Source organism: Ruegeria sp. BHSA191, from assembly GCF_059613325.1.
On record NZ_JBXWSH010000006.1, the window covers coordinates 136,721 to 160,385 of the forward strand.

The window sequence follows — 23,665 nt, forward strand, 5'->3', positions numbered from 1 at the left end:
TCAGGACCTTCGCAGGGCGGACCGGAACTCGGACAGGCGGAACGCACCCAGCAGGTGGCCCAGAAGGAAGTAAGACACTGCGGCGACCATGATCAGGGCCAGTAACGCCAGATACCGCCAACCCGGAATGTCGAATGCCCAGCCGAACATCTGCATTGCCACGACCAGCGCCACACCCATTCCTATTGAAGCGACCAATATTCTGGGCGCGCGGCGCTTGAACCTGTCGTCGAAACGGGCCTCGTCGCCCATGCGCCGGGCACCCAGTGCCAACAGCGCCACCATGCCCCACCCGGCGGCCGAGGCCGCAATGGCTGGGGCGATCCAGCCGACGATCGGGTACAGCCCAAAAGCCAGAACGGCGTTGATGACCATCGCCACCATGGCATACCGGAAGGGCGAACGGGTATCCTCGCGCGCGAAGAACAGCGGTTGCAGCAGCTTTTGCAGCATGAAGGCCGGCAGGCCGACGCCATAGACCGCCACGGCCAGTGCGGTGGCAGCCGTGTCTTCGGGGGTGAACTGGCCGCGTTGGAACAGGACCGAAACCAGCGGGACCGGGACGAGCACAAAGGCCACGGTTGCCGGAATAGTCAACAAGAGGGTGAATTCTCCGGCGCGGGAAAAAGCGTTGCGCGCACCATCGCCGTCACCCGCGCGCAGACGACGCGACAGGTCGGGTAACAGCACGATGCCCACGGCGATGCCGACCACGCCCAGCGGCAGCTGATACAGACGGTCTGCAGCGAACAGCCAACTGACGGCATTTTCGGTCTTTGACGCGACCAACTGCCCTACGACCAGATTGACCTGAGTCACCCCCATCGCAAGGGCGGCTGGTACCGCGATCCGAACCATCTTGCGCATGTCAGGGCTGAGCTTCGGTCGGCCGAACCGGATGCGAATTCCGGCGCGTTCGGTGGCGACCCATACCAACGCCAGTTGAGCGACCCCGGCAATGGGTATGACGGCAATGAGCCAACGGATGACCTCGCCCCCGGTTACCGCGCCTACGATGAGTGCCGTGCAGGCGAAGATGTTCAGCAGGACCGGAGCCGCAGCAGCGGCGGCGAAGCGACCGGTGGCATTGAGAACCCCGGAAAACAGCGCGGCCAGAGACATGAACAGGATGTAGGGAAAGACGACATATCCGTAACCGACCGCCAGATCGAAACGTTCGTCGCCATAAAACCCCTCGGCCGTCAGCCAGACCAGCCCCGGCATGAAGACCATGGCCAGCCCGACCAGCGCCAGAACGGCCGTTGCCAGCAGGTTGAACGCATCCTGCGCAAACCCTTGCGCGTCCTCGCCGCCTTCCAGCCGTTTCGAAAACATCGGAACGAAGGCCGCGTTGAAAGCGCCCTCGGCGAAGAATCGGCGGAACATGTTGGGCAGGCGGAAGGCCGCAACAAAGGCGTCCATCACGGGCCCCGGGCCGATCAGCGCGGTCAGAAGGATTTCGCGCGCAAATCCCAGAATGCGGCTGGCCAGGGTCCAGAACCCGACCGTGAACAGGCCCGAAAACAGGCGGATCTGCTTCATGAGGCCGCCCGCTCGGCGCCTTCGGCGATGGCGCTGCGCAACTTGGCCTCGAGCGTGCGCTGCTTGGACTCGGAATGGTATTTCAGCCCGAACATGTCCTTGACATAGAACGTGTCCACCACCTGCTCGCCATAGGTCGCGATCACCGCGTTGGCGATATAGACATTGGCCGCTGCAAGAGTTCGGGCCAGATCGTACAGCAGGCCGGGGCGGTCGCGGGTATCGACCTCGATGATGGTGTAGATTTCCGAACCTTCGTTGTCGAAGGTGATGTGGGTCGGAACATTGAACGCCTTTTCCCGCTTCTTGATCTTGTCGCGAGACTTGAGCGCGTCGCGGGCGACCACTTCGCCCTTCAATGTCTTGTGTATTATCTGGGTCAGGCGTGGCAAGCGGGCCGTGTCAAAGGGGTGACCTTCGGAATCCTGGATCCAGAAGGCATCGGTGACATAACCGTCCTTGGTGGTGTAGCTGCGCGCATCCACGACGTTGGCCCCCGCCAGCGCCAGCGCCCCGGCGATGCGGGCAAAGATGCCGGGATGGTCGGCCATGGCGAAACAGGCACGGGTAGCGTCGCGGTCCTCGTCGGGGTGCAGACGGATTTCCATGGCGCCCGGGTCGCCGCCGTGTTCCAGCGCTCGCAGCATTTCGGCGAACTCGACATGGGTTTCGAGGTTCAGACCCTGCCAATACGGGTCATAGTGCCGCGCGGTCTCGGTCTTGAGATCGGCCTTGGACCAGCCCGCCAGCGCCTCGCGCAGCGCCTTCTTGGCCTCGGCGCCCCGGTTGGCGCGGTTGAGATCCTCCATCCCGGTTTTCAGCGCCCGCTTGGTTTCGGCGTGCAGCGCGCGCAGCAAGGTGGCCTTCCAGTTGTTCCAGGTATCGGGCCCCACCCCGCGGATGTCGCAGGCCGTCAGAACAGTCAGCAGGTCCAGCCGTTTGACGGTTTTCACCGCTTTGGCGAAGTCGCGGACCGTGCGCGGGTCGGAAATGTCGCGCTTCTGCGCCATGTCCGACATCAGCAGGTGATAGCGCACCAGCCACTCGACGGTTTCGCATTCCTTCTTGTTTAGCCCCAGCCGCGGCGCCACCGTGCGGGCGATCCGGGCCCCCAGAATCGAATGATCCTCGGGGCGGCCCTTGCCGATGTCATGCAGCAACAGCGCGACATACAGCACCCGACGGTTCACGCCGCCCTTCAGGATCGACGAGGCCAAGGGCAGCGCCTCGACCAACTCGCCGCGTTCGATCTGCGCCAGGTTTGTGATGCACTGGATCGTGTGTTCGTCAACGGTGTAGCTGTGGTACATGTTGAACTGCATCATCGCCACGATGGGCTCGAATTCGGGGATGAAGGCCGAAAGAACGCCCAGTTCGTTCATGCGGCGCAGCGCGCGTTCGGGATTGCCGTGTTTTAGCATCAGATCCAGAAAGATGCGCCGCGCCTCTTTGTCGTTACGCATGTCATCGTCGATCAGGTGCAGGTTGGCGGTGACCAGCCGCATGGCATCGGGGTGGATCAGCATACCGGTGCGCAGGCCCTCTTCGAACAGGCGCAGCAGGTTCAGCTTGTCGGACAGGAAGCTGTCGGGGTCGGCCACGTCCAGACGCCCGTGCACCACCTTGTACCCCGGCTTGACCCGCGGTTTGCGGCTGAAGATACGTTCCAGCAGGGGCGCGCTCTTCATGTGGGCCGCTTCGAGCTTCGTCAAAAAAATCCGTGTCAACTCACCGACTCGGGTGGCCTCGCGGAAGTAGCGCTGCATAAAGATTTCGACCCCACGACGTCCCGCGCGGTCCTCGTATCCCATACGCTCGGCAACTTCGACCTGAAGATCAAAGGTCAATTTCTCGGTCGCCCGCCCGGTAACCAGATGCAGGTGGGAGCGCACCGCCCACAGGAATTCTTCAGCTTGGGAGAAAGTTCTGAGTTCGTCGGCGGTAAACAGACCGAGAGGCACCAGCTCGGCCACATCTTGCACGCCGTAGATATATTTGGCGATCCAGTACAGCGACTGCAGGTCGCGCAGCCCGCCCTTGCCTTCTTTCACGTTGGGCTCGACCACGTAGCGCTCGCCCTGTTTGAGGTGGCGCGCGTCCCGTTCGTGCAGCTTGGCCTCGATGAATTCGCGTTCCGAGCCCTTGAACAGGTCAGATTTCAGCCGCTGTTCGAGCTCGGCGGCCAGGGCCGCGTCGCCGCCCAGAAACCGGTGCTCCAGCATCGCGGTCCGGATCGTGAAATCATCCTCGCCCAGGCGCAGGCAGTCGCGAATCGTGCGCGACGAATGACCGACCTTCAGCTGCAGATCCCACAGCATGTACAGCATGGATTCGATCACGCTTTCGGCCCAAGCGGTGATCTTGTAGGGCGTCAGGAACAGCAGATCGACATCCGAGAACGGTGCCATTTCCCCACGCCCATACCCGCCGACCGCCATCACGGCGATCTTTTCACCCTGGGTCGGATTCGCCAGCGGATGCAGCCGGGTGCTGGCCACCTGCAACGCGGTGCAGACCAGCCCGTCGGTCAGATAGGTGTAGGACCGGGTCAATGGACGGGCGTCGAAAGGGCGGGCGGTGAACGCTTCGGCAATGGCCTGACGCCCGGCCTTTTGCGCGTCGCGCAACACGCGCACCACCGCAGCGCGGGCCGCCGCCGTGTCAGAGGTATCCATAAGGGCCGCTGACAACCGGGCGCCGATCGCATCGCTGTCGAAAATCTCAGAGGCGTCACAGATCAGCGGGCCGCTGGGCTGCAGAGCCAGCGCAAGCGGTTCAGAAACCGGCGCCGGAGAAGCTTTGTGGGGCAGGGTCAATCACAACCACCTGTTTGTTCTGGATCGTGGCAACCGCCAGACCGCGTTCGTTGGTGCCGTCCGGTCGTAGACGGAAGATGCCGCCCACCCCCTGGAACCCGGCGTTCTGCGTCAACGCGGCCGCTGACAGGGCGTTCGAATTGCCCTGGCTGGCCAAGGCGCCGATGGCTGCGATACCGTCATAGGCCAACCCACTGATCGGGTGCGGGGCCTCGCCATAGGTCGTGTTGTAGCGCTGCCGATAGGCTTGGGCCTTGGCCGGATCGGGCAGGGCGAACCATCCGCCCTGGACCCCGGGCAACTCCAGAGTCTGCGCCGGGATGTCCCACCGTGTCAGGCCGATATATTGCACCAGGGCGGGGGACACGCCGGCCTCTGGCAGCAATTGGGTGAACAACGGCAGCGCGCCGGCGGTCGTGGCGGTCAGGAACATCGAATCCGCTCCGGTCTGATCCACCGTGGCCTTGATCGCCGGAACCGCGTCGATCACGCCCTGCTGAGACCGGTCAAAGCCGACCTCGCCGGCATTGGCGACTCGGCTGCCACTAAGGGCGTTGGCGATCGCGGCGCGTCCCAACTGCCCGGCGGCGTCGTTGCTGTAGACGACAACCATTTTCGATTTGCCCTGCCGGCCTGCGAAATTGATCAGCCGGCGGGCCGTGTTGTCGAAGGTCGGCCCCAGCACGAAGACATTGCCGCCCGCGATGCTGGTGTTGTTCGAAAACGAAAGCACGTTCACGTTCTTGCTCAGCACTGCCAGCCCCGCCGCATTGGCGGCCTGGGCATAGACGGGCCCCAGAATGACCTTGGCGCCGTCGGCCACCGCCTGCTGCGCCGACGCGGTCGCGGTGTTCGGATTTCCGGCCGTGTCATAGACCCGCAGGTCGATCCGGGCGTTCTGAAGATCCGCCATCGCCAGACGCGCGGCGTTCTCGAGGCTTTGGGCCAGCGACGGATCGCTGGACTGAGGCACCAGCAGCGCAACGGGAACCGGCTCGGAGGTATCGATCGAGGGGCCCCGGCCGGTCGCGCCCGGCTCGCAGGCGGCCAGAAACGCAGCAGTGGCAATGCCGATGGCGATTTTCGCGATCTTGCGAACGGGGTTGCAAACGGTGGACATCTCGATGAAAACTCCCTGATCCGGCGGCACGGGACGCTGCTGTTTGGTGCCGCCGCGATAATAAACGTCACGCTGCGAGGGTCCAGCATTGAATTTCCAAAAGGTTAGATTGGCGGGGGGGCTGTATTTCGTTGCCACACCGATCGGAACGGCGCGCGACATCACGCTGAGGGCGTTGGATGTTCTGGCCTCGGCGGATGTGATCGCCGCGGAAGACACACGAAGCCTGCGCAAACTGATGGAGATTCACGGCGTGCCGCTCGAAGGGCGGCGCATTCTGTCCTATCACGATCACAGCGGCACGGGCGCGCGCGAGCGGATCATGGCCGAACTGGCCCAGGGCAAGTCGGTGGCCTACGCCTCCGAGGCGGGGATGCCGCTGATCGCCGATCCGGGTTACGACCTGGGTAAGCAGGCGGCCGAGGCCGGATTCACCGTGACCTGCGCGCCCGGTGCGTCAGCTGTAGTGACGGCGCTGACCCTGGCGGGCCTGCCGACGGACGCCTTCTTTTTCGCCGGTTTCCTGCCGAATGCGTCAGGCGCCCGCCGAACACGGATCGAGGCGCTGCGCGACATTCCCGGAACGCTGGTATTCTACGAATCCCCCAAGCGTTTGGGGGCATGCCTGTCGGATCTGGCGCAAGTCTTGGGCGACGAGCGACAGGCCGCGGTCTGTCGTGAACTGACCAAAAAGTTCGAGGAAGTCCGGCGGGGTAGCTTGGTAGAGCTGTCCGAGCAGTATCGAGATGCCACCGTGAAGGGCGAGATCGTCTTGCTGGTGGAGCGCGCCCATTCACAAGCCGTTAACGATTCGGATGTAGAAGAGGCGCTGCGACAGGCTCTGGAAACGCACTCGGTGCGGGATGCGGCAGATCTGGTGTCCAAGATGTATGATTTGCCAAGGCGGCCGATTTACCAAAAGGCTCTGCAACTGGGAAAGGGATGATATGGCGCGACGGTCGGTCCAGGGCTCGGTTTCCTATCACGCCGGGCAAGCGGCCGAGCACAGCGTCGCTGCCGACTACGAAAGACGAGGGTTCGAGGTCTGTCACAGGCGTTGGCGCGGCGCGGGGGGCGAGATCGACCTGATCGTCCGGCATGCGCAGGGCCTTGTGTTCGTCGAGGTCAAGAAAAGCCAAACCTTTGACAGCGCCGCCGCACGGATCAGCAAGCGCCAGATCGACCGGATATATGCCTCGGCGGCGCAGTATTTGGCGCAGGAACCGGGCGGACAGCTGACCAATGTCCGGTTCGATGCGGCTCTGGTAGATGCAACGGGCGCAGTGCAAATCGTCGAAAACGCCTTTGGTCAGGGCTGATCGCCATTGAACACCCGTCCCCGCTGGGCCATGTATCTGGCGTGAACACGAGGGACACGCCATGAAAATCGCCTTTCAGATGGACCCGATCGGGGCCGTGGACATCAATGCCGACAGCTCGTTCCGGCTGGCCGAAGAAGCCCAGGCCCGCGGCCACCAGCTGTTTTACTACGGACCCGATCAACTGGCCTATCAAGAGGGGCGCATCACCGCCCGCGGTCACGACACGACGGTGCAGCGGGTTGCTGACCAGCCGGCGGTTCTGGGGCCTGAACGCGAGGTTGACCTTGCGGATTTCGATGTCGTCTGGCTGCGGCAGGACCCGCCGTTCGACATGCATTATATCACCTCGACCCATCTGCTGGATCGGCTGCGCGGGCAGACGCTGGTTGTGAATGATCCGTTCTGGGTGCGCAACTACCCGGAAAAACTGCTGGTTCTGGATTTCCCTGACCTGACTCCGCCAACCACGATCGCCCGCGATCTGCGGACCATCAAGGCGTTCAAGGAAAAGCACGGCGACATCATCCTCAAGCCGCTCTATGGCAATGGTGGGGCCGGCGTGTTCCGCCTCGATGCGGATGACCGCAACCTGACCTCGTTGCACGAGTTGTTCACCGGTTTCTCGCGAGAGCCGCTGATCGTTCAGAAATTCCTGCCGGATGTGCGCAACGGCGACAAGCGGGTGATCCTGGTAGATGGCGAACCGGTCGGCGCGATCAACCGCGTTCCAGCCGAGGGTGAGACGCGGTCGAACATGCATGTGGGCGGCCGCCCCGAAAAGATTGGCCTGACCGACCGTGATCTTGAGATTTGCGCGGCCATCGGACCGCTGCTGAAGGAAAAGGGCCAGATCTTCGTAGGCATCGACGTGATCGGCGACTATCTGACCGAAATCAACGTGACTTCGCCCACAGGAATCCAGGAATTGGAGCGGTTCAACGGAACCAATATTGCCGAAAAGATCTGGCAGGCGATTGAGGCCAAGGTCTAAGCCGCAACTCGGGCGCTGATCCTATAGCTCAGCGCCTCGGCCACATGGGGGCGACGCACATCGGGCGCGCCCTCGAGATCCGCAATGGTGCGGGCCACACGCAGAATACGGTGGTAGGCCCGCGCCGACAGGCCGAACCGTTCGGCCGCCTTGACCAGCAGGTCCTTGCCCTCGGCGTCTGGAGCGGCGACCTCTTCCAGCAGATTGCCCTCGATATCGGCGTTCTGGAGAATGCCGGGCGTGTCCTGAAAGCGCCGGGCCTGAACAACGCGCGCCTGCTGCACCCTCGTGGCAACGGTGGCCGAGCTGTCTCCGGATGGCGGCAGGTCAAGGTCGGTAAAGCCCACGGGCGGCACCTCGATCCGCAGATCGAACCGGTCCATCAGCGGCCCCGAGATGCGGCCCAGATAGTCCTCGCCGCAGACGGGTGCGCGCGAGCAGGCGCGGGACGGGTCGCTGAGATATCCGCATTTACAGGGGTTCGCTGCCGCCACCAACATGAACCGGCAGGGGTATTTCACATGGGCGTTGGCGCGGGCGACCATGACCTCGCCGGTCTCGATGGGCTGGCGTAGGGTTTCCAGAACCGTACGCGGAAACTCGGGGAACTCGTCCATGAACAGGACGCCGTTGTGGGCCAGGGAAATCTCGCCGGGTTTCGCGCCTTTTCCGCCGCCTACGATCGCCGCCATCGATGCCGTGTGATGCGGCTCGCGGAACGGGCGGGTCCTGCTGATGCCGCCCTCGTCCAGCATACCGCACAGCGATTGGATCATCGAGGTCTCCAGCGCCTCGGTGGGCGTCAGCGGCGGCAGTATGCCGGGCAAGCGGGCAGCCAGCATGGATTTGCCCGATCCCGGCGTGCCGATCATGATCATGTGGTGACGGCCGGCTGCCGCGATTTCCAGCGCGCGTTTTGCCCGTTCCTGCCCTTTGACGTCGCGCAGATCGCGGGTCGAGGGCTCCAACCTGACCTCGCCGGGTTCGGCGACCGACAGGGGCGACTGACCCGTAAAATGGCGCACGACGTCGCCCAGGGACGCGGCCCCGATCACCTGGGTTGCGTCGACCCAGGCCGCCTCGGCACCTGACGCGCGCGGACACAGCAGCGTGCGGCCCTCGACCGCGGCGGTCATCGCGGCGGGCAGGGCGCCGGCCACGGGTACCAATGAGCCGTCCAGCGAAAGCTCGCCCAGAGCCATGGTGCCTTCGGCGGCGTCGGCGGGCAGGATGTCGATGGCACAGAGCAGGGCCAGCGCGATCGGCAGGTCGAAATGGCTGCCTTCCTTGGGCAGGTCGGCGGGCGACAGGTTGATCGTGATGCGTTTGGATGGCAGCGCAATGGCCATTGCACTGAGCGCACTGCGCACGCGTTCGCGGGCCTCGGACACGGCCTTGTCCGGCAGGCCGACGATTGAAAAGGCGGGCAGCCCGGGGGATACGGCGCATTGCACCTCGACCGGGCGGGCCTCGACCCCCTGAAAAGCAACGGTATGAGCGCGGGCGACCATGGCGATCCTGTTCGTGGTTAACAGGGCCTTGCTGCCATGGCGCCGGTTTAGGAATGGTTAACGGTCACATCGCTTGCCGGATCATATGCGTGAATTTCGGCCACGCTCCGGGGTCGGCCACGGTTTTGTCGCGGCAGAAAGTGTTGCAGAAGCCCCACCGTTTGCTGTCCAGTTCGAGAAATGCGGTCACCGGTTCGCCGGAATAGGGGCAGAGGTCATTGACCGACGGCCCCGCCTCAACTGCGCGGGCTGTCGAGGCCTCGCCGATCGGCCAAGGCTCGGCGTCGAGCGGCTGGTCATAGGGGAACGGGTCGTAGTCGACCGTTAGACCCATCGCGCGCCATTGTCGAACCGCCGGGTCCGACAACAACTCCATGCAATAGTCGTGGTTCTGCGCGGATACGCGCAGACCGTAGCCGATGATCCTGGCCGCGACCGGCGTATAGAACACATCGGCCAGCGAATAGCTGCCGAACAACGGGCCGGACTCCATGCCCGAAATTTTGCGCGCATGCGCCCACAGGGTCTCGATCCGGGTCAGATCGGCGCGGGTTTCGCCGGACGGCTCGAACCCTTTCCAGCGGTGTTTGAGTTGCATGGGGCAGGCCGACCGCAGGGCATGGAACCCGGCGACCATCTCGGCACAAAGCCAACGGGCGGTTGCGCGGGCTGCGGCGTCTTGCGGCCAAAGCTGGGCATCGGGATGGCGTTCGGCCAGCGTCTCGGCGATGGCGAGGCTTTCGCCGACCACCGTGCCGTCGGGCAGGCGCAGCGCAGGGACCAGACGGGCCGGGGCCAGCGGCTGCATGTCCCGGGCCATCGTGCCCGAATACAGGCCGATCATGTGGGTCGCGTAGGGCAGGCCGAATTTTTCCAGCATCAGCCATCCGCGCATGGACCAGCTTGAAAACAAGCGGTCCCCGATAAAAAGGTCATATGTCATGGCCCAAGGATGGCCGAACGCCTGACATCGGTAAAACGCTGATTTGTGTACGTTGTATTCACGGAAGATGATTGATCCGGCCGACCGACCAGGTTTTGCCGTCAAACGCCAACTCGGTCACCGACAGGTTGTCGATGCGATGGGCGAAGGTCTGTTGCGCGTCCAGATCCAAGGCACGCTGTACCTGGGTCAGGATCACGCCGAAATGAGCCACGATGACCAGATTGGCGCCTGTATGCTTAGCGATCAAACCGTCGATCGCCGCGTCGACCCGCGCGCGGACCGCGTTCCAGCTTTCGCCGTTGGGCGGACGCACGTCGCCTGGGCTGTCCCAATAGGCAAAGGCCAGTTCGGGGTCTTCTGCCTCGATCTCGGGAAAGGTGCGCATTTCCCAAGTGCCGAAATGGATCTCGCGCAGATCGGGGTGGTGCGGCAGGCGGCGGCGCGTGCCTTGAATTGCCGTGGCCGTATCCGCAGCGCGCGACAGGTCCGAGGAAATGACCAGCGCATCCCGCGGCAGGTGGTCGTGCAGGCGCGTGAGGGCCGCGTGGTCGCTCAGGTCGGCGGGAATATCGGACCAGCCCACCATCGTCTTGGCATGGGTCGGGCCGTGGCGGACCAAATGCAACCGGGTCACGGCAACTGGCCTTTCAAGACCTGCGGTAGTCCCGCGATGACCTGAACCACCAGATCGGCTTGGGCGGCGAGGGCAATGTTCAGCCGCCCCTGCGCCTCGCGGAATTTGCGGGCCAGCGCATTGTCAGGAACGATACCGTGTCCCACCTCGTTCGAGACCATCACGACCTGCGCGGGGCAGTTCCGTAGCGCGGCCAAAAGGGCGGCCTGTTCCCGTTCAAGATCGCTGTCGGCAAGCAAGTGATTGCTGAGCCACATCGTGGCGCAATCGATCAGACAGACCTGATCCGGGCTCAGCCCTGCCAAGGCAATACGCAGGTCCATCGGGGCTTCGATCGTGTGCCAGCCGTCGCCTCTTTGGTCCACATGGCGCCTGATTTTTAGGCGCATCTCATCATCAAACACTTGTGATGTTGCCAGGTAGACGCGGTTTTTTCCTGTTGAAACAGAGAGTTGCTCGGCAAATGCAGATTTTCCCGACGCCGCGCCACCCAGCACAAAGGTTAAATCGGGATGCATTTTTTACTACCTTTACAGTGATCCACCCGGTGCGACCTTGCGTATCGACCATACGTCGGCAAGGCAAGACCGGCGGCGCCTACGACAGATGGGAGAGCTGCATGGCACTGGATAACCCGAACGACTTCTCGATGTCCCGGCAGGCTATGAAAGCCGAATTGCTGGATGCGGAAACCGAATTGCGCCTGGCCTACGCTTGGCGCGATGAGCGCGACGAACAGGCCCTACACCGATTGATTATGGCCTATATGCGATTGGCAATTTCAATGGCGGCCAAGTTCAAACGCTATGGCGCGCCGATGAATGACCTGATCCAAGAGGCCGGGCTGGGCCTAATGAAGGCAGCAGACAAGTTCGACCCGGATCGCGGGGTTCGCTTCTCGACCTATGCGGTGTGGTGGATCAAGGCAAGCATTCAGGACTACGTGATGCGCAACTGGTCGATGGTGCGGACCGGTTCGACGTCATCCCAGAAATCCCTGTTCTTCAACATGCGCCGGGTGCAGGCGCGGCTGGAGCGCGAAGCTGCGTCCGATGGTTTGGAACTGGACCGGCACCAGCTTTACCAGATGATCGCGGCCGAGATTGGTGTTCCGCTGCGTGATGTCGAAATGATGCATGGCCGGCTGGCTGGGTCCGATTTTTCTCTGAACGCCGTGCAGTCGGCCGACGAAGATGGACGCGAATGGATCGACGCGCTGGAGGATGACAGCGCGCAGGCCGCCGAACTGGTGGAACATGGACACGACACCCGCCAATTGCGGGAATGGCTGATCACGGCGATGCAGGCGCTGAACGACCGGGAACGGTTCATCGTGCGCGAGCGAAAGTTGCGCGACCCGGCGCGGACGCTGGAAAGCCTCGGTCAGGAATTGGGCCTATCGAAAGAGCGCGTGCGCCAACTCGAGGCGGCGGCCTTCGTGAAAATGCGCAAGAGCCTTGAAGGGCAATCGCGCGAGGTGCAACACTTCTTCGCATGAGATTTCTTGCGATTCTGACGGCGGCTGCCGTTTCCCTCACCGGTTTGGCGCGCGCGGCGGCGGCCGGTGAATACATACCCGACGATGTTCTAGCCCTGATGAAAGAGGCCGATGTGGTCATCCTGGGCGAGGTTCACGACAACCCGCGCCATCACGTGGTGCAGACCGAGGCAATTGCAGCGATCGAGCCGTCGGCCGTCGTTTGGGAAATGGTCACCGAAGAGGGCGCGCAGCGTCTGGCGCAGACGGCCGCGTCAAACCCCGAGGAACTGTCGCGCATCCTGCGCTGGGCCGAATCCGGATGGCCACCGCTCAGCATGTATTATCCGGTTTTTCAGGCTTCGAACGCCCCGGTCTATGGAGCTATGGTGCCCCGTGCGGCTGCCCGGGCCGCGATGGAGCGCGGGGCCGCGACCGCGCTGGGCGCGGATGCGGCGCGATACGGCCTGACCGTGCCGCTGGCCCCCGAGGATCAGGCGGCGCGCGAGGCCGAGCAGCAGGCGGCCCACTGCAACGCCATGCCCGCCGAGATTTTGCCACAGCTGGTCGCCATCCAACGCCTGCGCGATGCGGTTCTGGCCCGCGCCATCCTGCGCGCGGTGGATGAGACCGGCGGACCGGTGGCGGTGATCACGGGCAATGGGCATGCGCGCAAGGATCAGGGCATTCCGACCTTCCTGAGCCGTCTGCAGCCGGGGCTGAGGCTGTTCGTGTTGGGGCAGGCCGAAGACGGTGCGCTGACCGGTGAATTCGATGCGGTGATCAACAGTCCCGCCGCCGATCGCGAGGACCCCTGCAAGGCGTTCGAGACGCAGGATTAACCGCTGGAACTCGGGCCATGCGTGGCATAGTGTCGGGTCCGACTGCGACCGGGAAAGGCTGAACATGCTGGCATCCAAACGGATTCTCCTGATCATCGGCGGAGGCATCGCGGCCTACAAGTCGCTCGACCTGATCCGCCGCCTGCGCGAGCGGGGCGCCTCGGTCACTCCGGTCCTGACCCGCGCGGCCGAAGAATTCGTGACACCGCTTTCGGTGGCGGCCCTGGCCGGGGAAAAGGCCTATCGCGATCTGTTCGACCTGACGGATGAGGCCGAGATGGGGCACATCCAACTGTCGCGCTCGGCCGATCTGGTGGTAGTCGCGCCCGCGACGGCCGATCTGATGGGCAAGATGGCCGGAGGGCTGGCCAACGATCTGGCCTCGACCCTGTTGATGGCGACGGACACGCCGGTTCTGTGCGCGCCGGCGATGAACGTACGGATGTGGACCCACCCGGCGACCCAACGCAACCACCGTCAGTTGATCGCCGACGGGGTTCGGTTCGTAGGGCCGAACGATGGCGACATGGCGTGCGGCGAATACGGGCCCGGGCGGATGTCCGAGCCGCTGGAGATCGTCGCGGCGGTCGAGGCGGCGCTGGCGGACGGTCCGTTGACGGGCAAGCGGATTCTGGTGACCTCGGGGCCGACGCACGAGCCGATCGACCCGGTGCGGTACATCGCCAACCGGTCCTCGGGCGCGCAGGGTGCCGCGATTGCCCGGGCTCTGGCGGCGCTGGGGGCCGAGGTGGTCTTTGTCACCGGTCCCGCCGAGGTGCCGCCGCCCGACGGCGTGCAGGTGGTGCGTGTCGAGACCGCGCAGCAGATGTCGGATGCGGTGGATGCCGCCTTGCCGGTGGATGCGGGCGTGTTCGCCGCCGCGGTGGCCGACTGGCGCGTTGACGGGGCCTCGGACCGCAAGCTCAAGAAAAGCCGCGATGGCACGCCCGCACTGGAGTTTGCCGAGAACCCGGACATCCTGAAGCGGGTGTCGCACTTGGGTGCTGGCCGGCCCGCCTTGGTCGTGGGTTTCGCCGCCGAGACTGACGACGTGATCGCCCATGCAACCGCCAAGCGGGCGCGCAAGGGCTGTGACTGGATCGTGGCCAATGACGTTAGCCCGGCGACGGGGATCATGGGCGGGGCCGAGAACGCGGTTGTGCTGATCACGGACCAGGGCGCCGAGGAATGGCCGCGCATGGGCAAGGACGCGGTGGCCGCGCAGTTGGCGGAACGGATTGCGGCGGCTTTGGCCGGGTGACCGGCCCATTGCAGGTGCACGCAGTTGGAAAACGAGGGGGCAGCGATGGTGGCAATTCGGGTGATCCGGGAAGACGGGGCCGATCCGGCGGTTGCATTGCCGTCTTATGAAACGGCCGGTGCCGCCGGTGCGGATGTGCGGGCCAACCTGCCGGATCGGGGCAAAATCGTTCTGATGCCCGGAGAGCGCGCCCTGGTGCCGACCGGCCTGCGGATCGAGATACCGGACGGATACGAGGTGCAGGTCCGCCCACGTTCGGGGCTTGCCTTGAAACATGGGATCACGCTGCCCAACGCGCCGGGCACGATCGACAGCGACTATCGCGGCCCGCTGGGGGTGATCGTGCTGAACGCGGGGCAGGACCGGTTCGAGATCGCCCATGGCGACCGGATCGCGCAGCTGGTCGTCGCGCCGGTCGTGCAGGCCCGGTTCGAGCTGACCGGCCGCCTGCGGCAGACGGAACGCGGAGCCGGTGGGTTCGGTTCCACCGGGCGCAGCTGATGCTGTTGGTCTTGATTCTGGCTGCGGGGCTGTGGGGGCTGGGCTATCTGACCGGCGCATCCCGAACCGCGCGATGGGTCTCGATTGTGGTTCTACTGGCGGGAGTCGTGCTGTCGCATCTGGTGCTGCCCGATGGGCACCCGGTCCGTCTGGCCACCGGCGGGTCGGCCGCGATGTGGTTGATTCTGGTGGGGGCGGTGGCTTTGGTGACGGGGTATGGCGCGATCGTGAAAGCGTTGCGCCGTCGTGCCCATTCGGTGCAGGCCGAGCCTGCGCCCGCCCCCGCCGGGCAGTTCAGCCAGACCGAACTGGAACGCTATGCCCGTCACATCGTCCTGCGTGAGTTGGGCGGACCGGGCCAGAAACGCATGAAGACGGCGCGCGTGCTGGTGATCGGCGCCGGGGGGCTTGGCGCGCCGGCCTTGCAATACCTGGCGGCCGCGGGTGTCGGTACGATCGGGGTGATCGATGACGACGTGGTCGAAAACGCCAACCTGCAGCGGCAGGTGATCCATCGCGATACCGACATCGGCATGCCCAAGGTCTTCTCCGCGCAGCAGGCGATGGAGGCGCAGAACCCCAACGTCATCGTGCGCCCCTATCACCGTCGTCTGACCGAGGAGATCGCCGCCGAGCTGTTTTCCGACTATGACCTGATCCTCGATGGAACCGACAATTTTGAGACCCGGTATCTGGCCAACCGCACCGCCGTGGCGCTGGGCAAACCGCTGATCTCAGGCGCGCTGTCGCAGTGGGAGGGGCAGCTGAGCGTGTTTGATCCGGCCAGCGGCGCGCCCTGCTACCAGTGCATCTTCCCCGAGGCTCCGGCCCCGGGTCTTGCGCCCTCTTGCGCCGAGGCCGGGGTGATCGGGCCGCTGCCCGGCGTGGTGGGCGCAATGATGGCGGTCGAGGCGATCAAGGTGATCGCCGGTGCCGGTCAGGCCCTGCGCGGCGAGATGCTGATCTATGACGCGCTTTACGGTGAAAGCCGCAAGATCACCCTGTCACGGCGCGCCGATTGCCCCGTCTGCGGGCAATTGGGCTGAGAGCACCCGCTCCAGAAACCTGGCGTCCGCCTCTGGACGATCCCTCTGGCCATTCCTAGCTTGACGCTCAAAGGAGAATTCGATGAGCAATCCGATCCTGTCCGTCTGGACGACCCCGTTTGAAATCGCGCCTTTTGCCGAGATCTCGGATGATGACTTCGCCCCGGCGCTCGAGCAGGCGCTGCAGGCGCATACCGACCAGATCGCGGCGATTGCGGCTAACCCCGAACCGCCAAGCTTTGCCAACACGATCGAGGCGCTCGAGGCCGCCGGTGAAGGTCTGAGCAAGGTTCTGTCGGTATTCTACACCGTGGCCGGAGCCGACAGCAATCCGGCGCGCGAGGCGCTGCAGCGCGACTTTTCGCCCAAGCTGGCGGCCCATTTCGCGGCGATCTCGTCGAACAAGGCCCTGTTCCGGCGGGTGGCGGACCTGTGGGCGCAGCGGGACGACCTGGGCTTGACCGAGGAACAGGCGCGGGTGCTGATGCTGACCCATCGCGGCTTTGTCCGCTCGGGGGCGGCCCTGCAGGGCAAGGCGGATGCCCGCATGCAGGACATCAAGGCGCGTCTGGCCAGCCTTGGCACCGCCTTCACCCAGAACCTGCTGGCGGACGAGCGAAACTGGTTCATGCCGCTGTCCGAGGATGATCTGGACGGGTTGCCCGATTTCGTGATCGACGCCGCGCGGGCCGCAGGCCGGGAAAAGGGGGCGGATGGCCCTATCGTGACCCTGTCGCGGTCGCTGATCGTGCCGTTCCTGCAATTCTCGCCCCGGCGCGACCTGCGCGAGAAGGCCTATCGCGCCTGGACGGCGCGTGGGGCGAATGGGGGTGAAACCGACAACCGCGACATCGCGGCCGAGATCCTGAAGCTGCGCGAGGAACGCGCCCGGCTGCTGGGCTATGAGAATTTCGCGGCCTTCAAGCTGGAGACCGAGATGGCCCGCAGCCCCCAGCGCGTGCGCGAACTGCTAATGCAGGTCTGGACCCCCGCCAAGGCCCGCGCCGAGGCCGATGCCGCGGTGCTGACGCAGATGATGCAGGCCGACGGCATCAACGGTCCGCTCGAACCGTGGGACTGGCGCTATTATGCTGAAAAGCGCCGCAAGGCCGAGCATGACCTTGATGAGGCGGCGCTGAAGCCCTTTCTGCAGCTGGACCGGATGATCGAGGCCGCGTTTTCTTGTGCCAACCGTTTGTTCGGGCTGGAGTTCGCGCCGCTGGATGTGCCGCTGTATCATCCCGATTGCCGGGCCTGGGAGGTCACCCGAAATGGCCAGCATGTGGCCGTTTTCATCGGCGACTATTTCGCGCGCGGCTCGAAACGGTCTGGCGCATGGTGCAGCGCGATGCGGGCGCAGGCCAAGTTTCCCAAGGTGCAGACGCCGATTGTCATCAACGTGTGCAATTTCGCCAAGGGTGACCCGGCCCTGTTGTCCTATGACGACGCGCGGACCCTGTTCCACGAATTCGGGCACGCCCTGCATCAGATGCTGTCGAACGTGACCTATGAAAGCATCTCGGGCACCAGCGTCGCGCGGGATTTCGTCGAGCTGCCGAGCCAGCTGTACGAACATTGGCTGGAAGTGCCCGAGGTGCTGGCCCAGTTCGCGACCCATGCCGAAACCGGTGAGCCGATGCCGCCCGAGATGCTGGAAAAGGTTCTCGGTGCGGCCAATTTCGATCAGGGCTTCCAGACGGTGGAATATGTGGCCTCGGCGCTGGTCGATCTGGCCTTTCACGAAGGTCCGGCTCCGGCCGATCCGATGGCGCGGCAGGCCGAGGTTCTGGCCGAGATCGGGATGCCGCATGCGATCGGGATGCGCCACGCGACCCCGCATTTCGCGCATGTCTTTGCCGGGGACGGCTACAGCTCGGGCTACTACAGCTATATGTGGTCCGAGGTCATGGACGCGGATGCCTTTGCGGCCTTTGAAGAGGCCGGCGGTGCGTTCGACCCCGAAAAGGCGCGGGCGCTGGAAGAACACATCCTGTCGACCGGCGGCTCGAAAGAGGCCGAAGATCTGTATCTGGCGTTTCGCGGTCGCTTTCCGGGCGTTGATGCCTTGCTGAAAGGGCGGGGCTTGATCGCGGCGTGACCGACCGGTTGCGCCCCGCCGCGCGCTGCCCATTGCGGGCCGGGCGACGGACCAAGTGAGATTGGCATGCGGCGCTGTTCCGGCGCCGTCAGTAGCCCAGGTCGCGATCGACCAGATGCAAAAGCGGCTGTCCGGCTTCGTTGCGTCGGATGTTCTCGCAGATGACCTGGGCTGCGGTCTCGGGCCGGGTTTCCGAGGCGATATGGGGCGTGACCGTCACGTTCGGATGCGCCCAATAGGGATGCTGGGGCGGCAAGGGTTCGGTGCGGAACACGTCCAACGTTGCCTGGGCGATCTGGCCCGTGTCTAACGCTTGCAGCAGGGCATCGTCGTCGATCAGCGCCCCGCGCCCCGGATTGATGATCCGGGCGCCTTTGGGCAGCAGGGCCAGCGTCTCGGCGTTCAAGGTGTTTTCGGTCGCTGGGGTATCGGGCAGCAACAGAACCACGATGTCGGCCTGTCTCAGCGCGCGGCGCAAGCCGTCAGGCCCATGCATGCCGCTGACGCCGGGGATGGTCTTGGCGGTGCGGCTCCAACCGATGACGTTGAACCCGAGTCTGGACAGCGCCACGGCCGCCGCCTGCCCCAGCGCCCCCAGCCCCAGCACGCAGACCGTTCGCTGGGACGCCAAAGGCGGAGGGTCCGGGGCCCAGACACCGTCTTGCACCGTGATGTGCCGGTCCATGCCCAGATGGTAGCGCAGGACGTGGCCCACCACCCATTCGGTCATACCCTGAGTCAGGCCGTGATCGACCATCCGGGCCAGCGGAACGGTCAGGGTTTCGTTTCCGGCGATCTTCTCGACCCCCGCCCAGAGGCTGAGCACCGCCTTCAACCGCTTGAACGGGGTGAAATCCAGCAGACCGCCATTGGGGGCATAGACGACATAGTCCACCTGTTCCGGCGGAAGATCGGTGGCGATGGTGGCGTCCATCCCCGACAGGCCCTTGGTCAAGAGCGGTTCATAGACCGGCCACAGGGCAGGGCGGGCAGAGAACAGGACATTGATCGACATCGCAAGCCTTTCGGGTCAGCGGGGGCGGTGGATGTGGGCGCTCTGGACGATGCCGAAGGCGACCATCAGCACCAGCATGGCCGAGCCGCCATAGCTGACCATCGGCAGCGGCACCCCCACCACCGGGGCCAGACCCATGACCATCGACATGTTGACCGCAAAGAACAGAAAGAAGTTCAGCGAGATGCCCAAGGTCACCAGGGACGAATACCGGTCTTTGGCGGACAGGGCGGTGACAAGGCAGAAGACAAGAATCAGCCCGTAGAGCGTCAGCAGCGTGATGCCCCCGACGAAGCCGAATTCTTCGGCCAGGGTCGTGAAGATGAAGTCGGTGTGCTTTTCGGGCAGGAAGTTCAGGCGCGATTGCGTGCCCTGCATGAACCCACGTCCGTTCCAGCCGCCGGACCCCAGCGCGATTTTCGACTGGGTGATGTGATATCCGGCGCCCAGAGGGTCGCTTGAGGGGTCGAGAAAGGTGTCGATGCGGCGGAACTGATAGTCTTTCAGCAACTGCCAGTCGGTACCGCGACTTTTGAACACGGCAGTGATCAGGCCCACCCCCGCCGCGATGACGGCGGCGAAATAGGCCCAATGCACGCCTGCCAGAAACATCAGCCCACCCCCGGCCGCCAGCAGCAGGATCGCGGTTCCCAGGTCCGGCTGTTTCAACACCAGCGCGGTCGGGATCAGGATCAGGAGAAGAGGCAGAAGCACCCAGAGCGGTCGCGACGTCTTTTCCGAAGGCAGCCAGTCGTAGTAGGCAGCCAACACCATCACCAGCGTGACTTTGGTCAGTTCGGAGGGCTGCAGCCGCATGAACCCCAAGTCGATCCAGCGCTGGGCGCCCATGCCAACCGTGCCGAACAGTTCGACCAGCACCAACAGGCCAAGAGAGCCGAGATAAGCCAGCAAGGACATGCTGCGCCAGAACCAGATCGGGATCAGCGCGACGATGAACATGACCGCAAGGCCGAGGCCGAAACGCTCCATTTGCGGTTCCGCCCAAGGGCGCCACGACCCTCCGGCGACCGAATACAGCATCAGAAAGCCGGCGCTGGCGACGCTGATCAGCAACAGGGTCAGGGGCCAGTTCATGTACAGAAACTTGCGCAGCCCGGTCGGCGTGGTCTTTACGGCATATTCTAAATAGCTCATGCGCGATCCTTCTTCTCGGGCCGCGCCTTGGGACGCCGATCGCCTTCCAGGCGTTTTTGCTGTTCCTTGATACGCTCTCGGTCGGCCACCGGATAGGCCTCGAGCGGGGGCGTGCCACCGTACAGCGCCTGCAGCATCACGTCGCGGGCGACCGGCGCCGCCGCCTTGGAACCGCCGCCGCCGTGCTCGACGACCACCGCCACCGCAAATTTCGGATTGTCATAGGGCGCGAAACTGACGAACAGGGCATGGTCGCGGCGCTCCCACGGCAGGTCCTCGTTGCGGATCACGCCAGCGGCGCGCTCGGCCTTGGTGATGTTGCGCACCTGGCTGGTGCCAGTCTTGCCCGCCATCCGGAACTCGTCGGCGATGATGCGGCTGCGATAGGCCGTCCCGCGACGGTCGTTCGAGACCGTAAACATCGCCTTGCGGACCTGTTCAAGGTTGCGGGGGTTCACGTCCAGCGGCGCGCCCTCGCCCGTGGGCTGTTCGACCCCGTTGACGCTGCGGATCAGACGCGGCGTGACCGCGCGCCCTGTGGCGATCCGGGCCGACATGACGGCCAGCTGCAAGGGCGATGCCAGCATGTAGCCCTGCCCGATCGAGGCGTTGGCCGTGTCGCCGATCAGCCATTCCTGGCCGTGGACGCGCCGTTTCCATTCCTGGTTCGGGGCAAGACCCGCGGCCACGGCCGACATCGGTAGGTCGTGTTTGATGCCCAGACCGAACTTGCGCGCCATGTCCGAGATTCTGTCTATCCCAACGCGCAGGGCCACGTCATAGTAGTAGACATCACAGCTGCGCTTCAGCGAGGTTTCAAGGTCGACGGTCCCATGCCCGCCGCGTTTCCAGCAGTGGAATCGCCGGCTGCCCACCTTCAGGTAGCCGGGACAATAGACGGTGTTGCCCGGGCCCACGACGCCGGCCTCCAGCGCGGCCAGCGCGGTGATCATCTTGAAGGTCGACCCGGGCGGATAAGTGCCCTGAACCGTCTTGTTGGCCAGCGGGCGATGGTTGTTCTGGGTCAGGGCCTGGTAATCCGCCACCGAGATCCCACGCACGAACAGGTTGGGGTCGAAGCTGGGTGTCGAGCTGATGGCCCGCAGATCGCCCGTCTCACAATCGATCACGACCACGGCGGCGCTTTCGCCGGCCAGCCGGGCCTGCGCGTATTCCTGCAGGTCGGCGTCGATGGTCAATTGCAGGTCAGCGCCGGGCTGGCCCTCGCGGCGGTCAAGTTCGCGCATGACCCGGCCGGTTGCATTGACCTCGACCCGCTTGGCGCCCGCCTTGCCGCGCAGCAGGTCTTCCTTCTTGGCCTCAAGCCCGACCTTGCCGATCTGAAAGCGCGGGATCATCAACACCGGCTCGGGGTCTTCCATCTTGCTCAGGTCGTAGTCGCTGACAGGTCCGACATAGCCGACCACATGGGCGAAATCCTCGTAGCGGGGATATTGGCGGGTCAGGCCGACCTCGGGCGTGACGCCAGGAAGGGCCGGGGCATTGATCGCCACTTTCGAGATGTCCTCCCACGTCACCTGGTCGGCCAAGGTGACGGGCAGGAACGGGGCCGTGCGCCGCATTTCGGTCTTGGCGCGCTCGATCTCTTCTTCCTTCAACGGGATCAGCCGCGCCAGATCAGCGATCACCTTGTCGACGTCGCCGGCGTCCTCGCGCACGATGACGATCCGGTACGAGGGCGAATTCTGCGCGATCACCTGTCCGTTCCGGTCATAAATACGGCCTCGGGTTGGCGGGATCAGCCGGATGTTGATGCGGTTCTCTTCGGCCAGCAGCCGGTATTGATCGGCCTGTTCGACCTGCATGTACCGCATGCGCGCCGCCAGCCCCCCGGCAAAGGCAAGCTGCATGCCGCCCAGTACCAGGGCCCGCCGGGTCAGGCGTTTGTGGGCCAGGCCTTTGTCCCTGGTGGGGCGTTTCATGCCTGCCCCCCCCGGATCGTCGGGTCGACCGCCGACGGGCGCCGGACGCCCAGAACGCCCTGGCCGAAGATGACGACAAGCGGGTAGACCATCACGGTCAGAGCCGCCTGGACCAGAACCGGCGCCAACGCCCCCTGTTCGACCGATAGCAGCCCCAGCACGATGCGGTTTGACAGGAAAATAGCCACAATGACCGCCCCGACCGATGTCCACTCCGCTACAAAGCCCATATCGCGCATGCCCGGCCCGGCCGACCGAAGATAGGACGCGCCCATGACCACCAGCGCCGCCAGCAGGCCCGGTGGGCGTTGCAGCAACAAATCTTCCATCAACATGACGAACGCCACGCTGAGGGTTGGAACGTCGTCAGGCCGCCGTAGGACCCATGCGAAGGTCAAGGCGATCAGTAATTCGGGAAACGGCCAGCGATCGGGGCGGGTGTCCAATGGCAATAGGTGGAAAAACATCACCAGCATGCCCAAGGCCAGATAGAGGCCCCGCATCATCCACAAGCGCGACGCGGCCCTATCCATCGGCGGCCTCGTCATTGGGAAGCAGCAACGCTTCGGGGCGTTTCGGACCGACCAACCCGCCCGGATCGCGGATTGGATCGGCCGCGTGATAGCGCAGCACACGCAGGAACTCCAAGCGTTCGAAATCTGCCGACAGGCGTACGCGCAGGCGGCCGCTGGGGTCTTCCGCGATCTGGCCGATCAGCAGGCCCGCCGGAAAGACGCCGCCATCGCCCGAGGTCACCACGCGGTCGCCAGGACGCACGAGTTCGCGGTTTTCCAGAAATTCGACCACGGGCGCCGGGGTGTTGTCCCCCTGGATCAGCGCCGTCTGGCCGGACGGTTGAATGGTGGCGGGTATCGCGCTGGACGCGTCCGTCAGCAGGATCACCCGCGCCGTGTCTGGCCCCACGCCCGAGATACGCCCCACCACCCCGATGCCGTCCATCGTGGCCCAGCCGTCGACGATGCCATCGCGCTCGCCGACGTTCAGCAAAACCGATTGCCGGAACGGTGACCCGCTGTCGGCCATGACGACGCCGGTGATGTAAGTCAGACGCGGATCAAGTCGAACATTGTTCAGGTCCAATAGGCGCGCATTTTCCTGCTCCAGTTGCAGCGCGGCCTCTTTCCAGGCGCGCATGCGACGCAGTTCGCTGCGCAGTTCGCGGTTCTGTTCGCTGAGCCGCTGATAGCTTTGAAAATCCCGCACCAGGTTAACGGTGGCCGTCACCGGCACCATGGCCCAATCCATCGAAGGCACCACCGTATCGACCACCTGCGCCCGGAACCGCTCGACCCGGGGACTGTCGATGCGCCAGACCAGAAAGATGCCCAGCAGGCACAAAACGACGATCCCCGCGAACAAGCGGCGCAGGGGGGTGGTATAGTCGTCGCGCTGTGCCCGGTCTTTTGCCACAGGACTCCTTCCCG

Annotated in this window: 21 protein-coding genes; 9 read left to right on the forward strand and 12 right to left on the reverse strand. The window is 64.5% G+C overall.

Annotation, left to right across the window (positions count from 1 at the left end):
- Genes murJ through AC2FNS_RS08840 form a run of 3 tightly spaced genes read right to left on the reverse strand, consistent with a single transcriptional unit; the run spans position 1 to position 5,478 of the window.
- Entirely contained in the window at positions 1 to 1,542 is a 1,542-nt protein-coding gene (gene murJ / locus AC2FNS_RS08830) for a murein biosynthesis integral membrane protein MurJ (RefSeq protein ID WP_496712943.1), read from the reverse strand.
- Entirely contained in the window at positions 1,539 to 4,358 is a 2,820-nt protein-coding gene (locus tag AC2FNS_RS08835; RefSeq protein WP_496803820.1) for a [protein-PII] uridylyltransferase, read from the reverse strand. Before AC2FNS_RS08835 ends, murJ begins: the two co-directional genes overlap by 4 nt.
- On the reverse strand, positions 4,318 to 5,478 hold the full coding sequence (locus AC2FNS_RS08840; RefSeq protein ID WP_496712947.1) for a penicillin-binding protein activator: 1,161 nt from the start codon (positions 5,476 to 5,478) through the stop codon (positions 4,318 to 4,320). The genes AC2FNS_RS08835 and AC2FNS_RS08840 overlap by 41 nt, the downstream gene beginning before the upstream one ends.
- 88 nt (positions 5,479 to 5,566) lie before the next feature.
- Between AC2FNS_RS08840 and rsmI the strand changes: the two genes are divergently transcribed.
- The 3 genes from rsmI to gshB all read left to right on the forward strand — a co-directional run bounded on the left by rsmI (position 5,567) and on the right by gshB (position 7,791).
- Positions 5,567 to 6,424, forward strand: coding sequence for a 16S rRNA (cytidine(1402)-2'-O)-methyltransferase (gene rsmI, locus AC2FNS_RS08845; protein WP_496712949.1), 858 nt, complete (start codon positions 5,567 to 5,569; stop codon positions 6,422 to 6,424).
- A gap of 1 nt (position 6,425) precedes the next feature.
- Positions 6,426 to 6,797: a YraN family protein gene (locus AC2FNS_RS08850; protein ID WP_496688114.1), complete on the forward strand. Its 372-nt coding sequence runs from the start codon at positions 6,426 to 6,428 to the stop codon at positions 6,795 to 6,797.
- A 61-nt stretch (positions 6,798 to 6,858) separates the two neighbouring features.
- Positions 6,859 to 7,791, forward strand: coding sequence for a glutathione synthase (gene gshB / locus AC2FNS_RS08855; protein WP_496712951.1), 933 nt, complete (start codon positions 6,859 to 6,861; stop codon positions 7,789 to 7,791).
- Here gshB and AC2FNS_RS08860 read toward each other — a convergent pair.
- The 4 genes from AC2FNS_RS08860 to cobU all read right to left on the reverse strand — a co-directional run bounded on the left by AC2FNS_RS08860 (position 7,788) and on the right by cobU (position 11,400).
- Positions 7,788 to 9,302, reverse strand: a complete 1,515-nt coding sequence (locus AC2FNS_RS08860; RefSeq protein ID WP_496712953.1) for a YifB family Mg chelatase-like AAA ATPase — start codon at positions 9,300 to 9,302, stop codon at positions 7,788 to 7,790. The two genes, gshB and AC2FNS_RS08860, sit on opposite strands and share 4 nt — an antisense overlap.
- Before the next feature lie 64 nt (positions 9,303 to 9,366).
- Positions 9,367 to 10,245: a glutathione S-transferase gene (locus AC2FNS_RS08865; RefSeq protein ID WP_496712955.1), complete on the reverse strand. Its 879-nt coding sequence runs from the start codon at positions 10,243 to 10,245 to the stop codon at positions 9,367 to 9,369.
- A 58-nt stretch (positions 10,246 to 10,303) separates the two neighbouring features.
- Positions 10,304 to 10,882, reverse strand: coding sequence for a histidine phosphatase family protein (locus tag AC2FNS_RS08870; RefSeq protein WP_496712957.1), 579 nt, complete (start codon positions 10,880 to 10,882; stop codon positions 10,304 to 10,306).
- Complete coding sequence (gene cobU / locus AC2FNS_RS08875; protein ID WP_496712959.1) at positions 10,879 to 11,400, reverse strand: bifunctional adenosylcobinamide kinase/adenosylcobinamide-phosphate guanylyltransferase; 522 nt, start codon at positions 11,398 to 11,400, stop codon at positions 10,879 to 10,881. Before cobU ends, AC2FNS_RS08870 begins: the two co-directional genes overlap by 4 nt.
- Positions 11,401 to 11,501: 101 nt before the next feature.
- Here cobU and AC2FNS_RS08880 point away from each other — a divergent pair, with 101 nt between their 5' ends.
- From AC2FNS_RS08880 to AC2FNS_RS08905, 6 genes are all read left to right on the forward strand, one after another.
- Entirely contained in the window at positions 11,502 to 12,380 is an 879-nt protein-coding gene (locus AC2FNS_RS08880; protein WP_496682065.1) for an RNA polymerase factor sigma-32, read from the forward strand.
- Complete coding sequence (locus tag AC2FNS_RS08885; RefSeq protein WP_496682064.1) at positions 12,377 to 13,201, forward strand: ChaN family lipoprotein; 825 nt, start codon at positions 12,377 to 12,379, stop codon at positions 13,199 to 13,201. The genes AC2FNS_RS08880 and AC2FNS_RS08885 overlap by 4 nt, the downstream gene beginning before the upstream one ends.
- Before the next feature lie 64 nt (positions 13,202 to 13,265).
- Positions 13,266 to 14,462: a bifunctional phosphopantothenoylcysteine decarboxylase/phosphopantothenate--cysteine ligase CoaBC gene (coaBC, locus tag AC2FNS_RS08890; RefSeq protein WP_496682062.1), complete on the forward strand. Its 1,197-nt coding sequence runs from the start codon at positions 13,266 to 13,268 to the stop codon at positions 14,460 to 14,462.
- Positions 14,463 to 14,507: 45 nt separating this feature from the next.
- On the forward strand, positions 14,508 to 14,963 hold the full coding sequence (dut, locus tag AC2FNS_RS08895; protein ID WP_496711668.1) for a dUTP diphosphatase: 456 nt from the start codon (positions 14,508 to 14,510) through the stop codon (positions 14,961 to 14,963).
- Complete coding sequence (locus AC2FNS_RS08900; RefSeq protein ID WP_496711669.1) at positions 14,963 to 16,009, forward strand: HesA/MoeB/ThiF family protein; 1,047 nt, start codon at positions 14,963 to 14,965, stop codon at positions 16,007 to 16,009. The genes dut and AC2FNS_RS08900 overlap by 1 nt, the downstream gene beginning before the upstream one ends.
- Positions 16,010 to 16,091: 82 nt before the next feature.
- Positions 16,092 to 18,107, forward strand: coding sequence for a M3 family metallopeptidase (locus tag AC2FNS_RS08905; RefSeq protein ID WP_496711670.1), 2,016 nt, complete (start codon positions 16,092 to 16,094; stop codon positions 18,105 to 18,107).
- 88 nt (positions 18,108 to 18,195) lie between these two features.
- Here the strand turns inward: AC2FNS_RS08905 and AC2FNS_RS08910 are convergent, their stop codons facing one another.
- From AC2FNS_RS08910 to mreC, 5 genes are read right to left on the reverse strand one after another with little or no spacing between them, the layout of a single operon-like run.
- Entirely contained in the window at positions 18,196 to 19,122 is a 927-nt protein-coding gene (locus AC2FNS_RS08910; RefSeq protein WP_496711671.1) for a 2-hydroxyacid dehydrogenase, read from the reverse strand.
- Positions 19,123 to 19,137: 15 nt separating this feature from the next.
- The gene (gene rodA / locus AC2FNS_RS08915) at positions 19,138 to 20,277 is read right to left on the reverse strand and encodes a rod shape-determining protein RodA (protein WP_496681881.1); all 1,140 of its coding nucleotides are present in this window, start codon (positions 20,275 to 20,277) and stop codon (positions 19,138 to 19,140) included.
- Positions 20,274 to 22,220 (reverse strand): penicillin-binding protein 2, encoded by a 1,947-nt coding sequence (gene mrdA / locus AC2FNS_RS08920; RefSeq protein ID WP_496688133.1) that lies wholly within the window; start codon positions 22,218 to 22,220, stop codon positions 20,274 to 20,276. Before mrdA ends, rodA begins: the two co-directional genes overlap by 4 nt.
- On the reverse strand, positions 22,217 to 22,753 hold the full coding sequence (locus AC2FNS_RS08925) for a rod shape-determining protein MreD (RefSeq protein ID WP_496688134.1): 537 nt from the start codon (positions 22,751 to 22,753) through the stop codon (positions 22,217 to 22,219). Before AC2FNS_RS08925 ends, mrdA begins: the two co-directional genes overlap by 4 nt.
- Positions 22,746 to 23,651 (reverse strand): rod shape-determining protein MreC, encoded by a 906-nt coding sequence (mreC, locus tag AC2FNS_RS08930; RefSeq protein ID WP_496711672.1) that lies wholly within the window; start codon positions 23,649 to 23,651, stop codon positions 22,746 to 22,748. The genes AC2FNS_RS08925 and mreC overlap by 8 nt, the downstream gene beginning before the upstream one ends.
- Positions 23,652 to 23,665 lie beyond the last annotated feature (14 nt).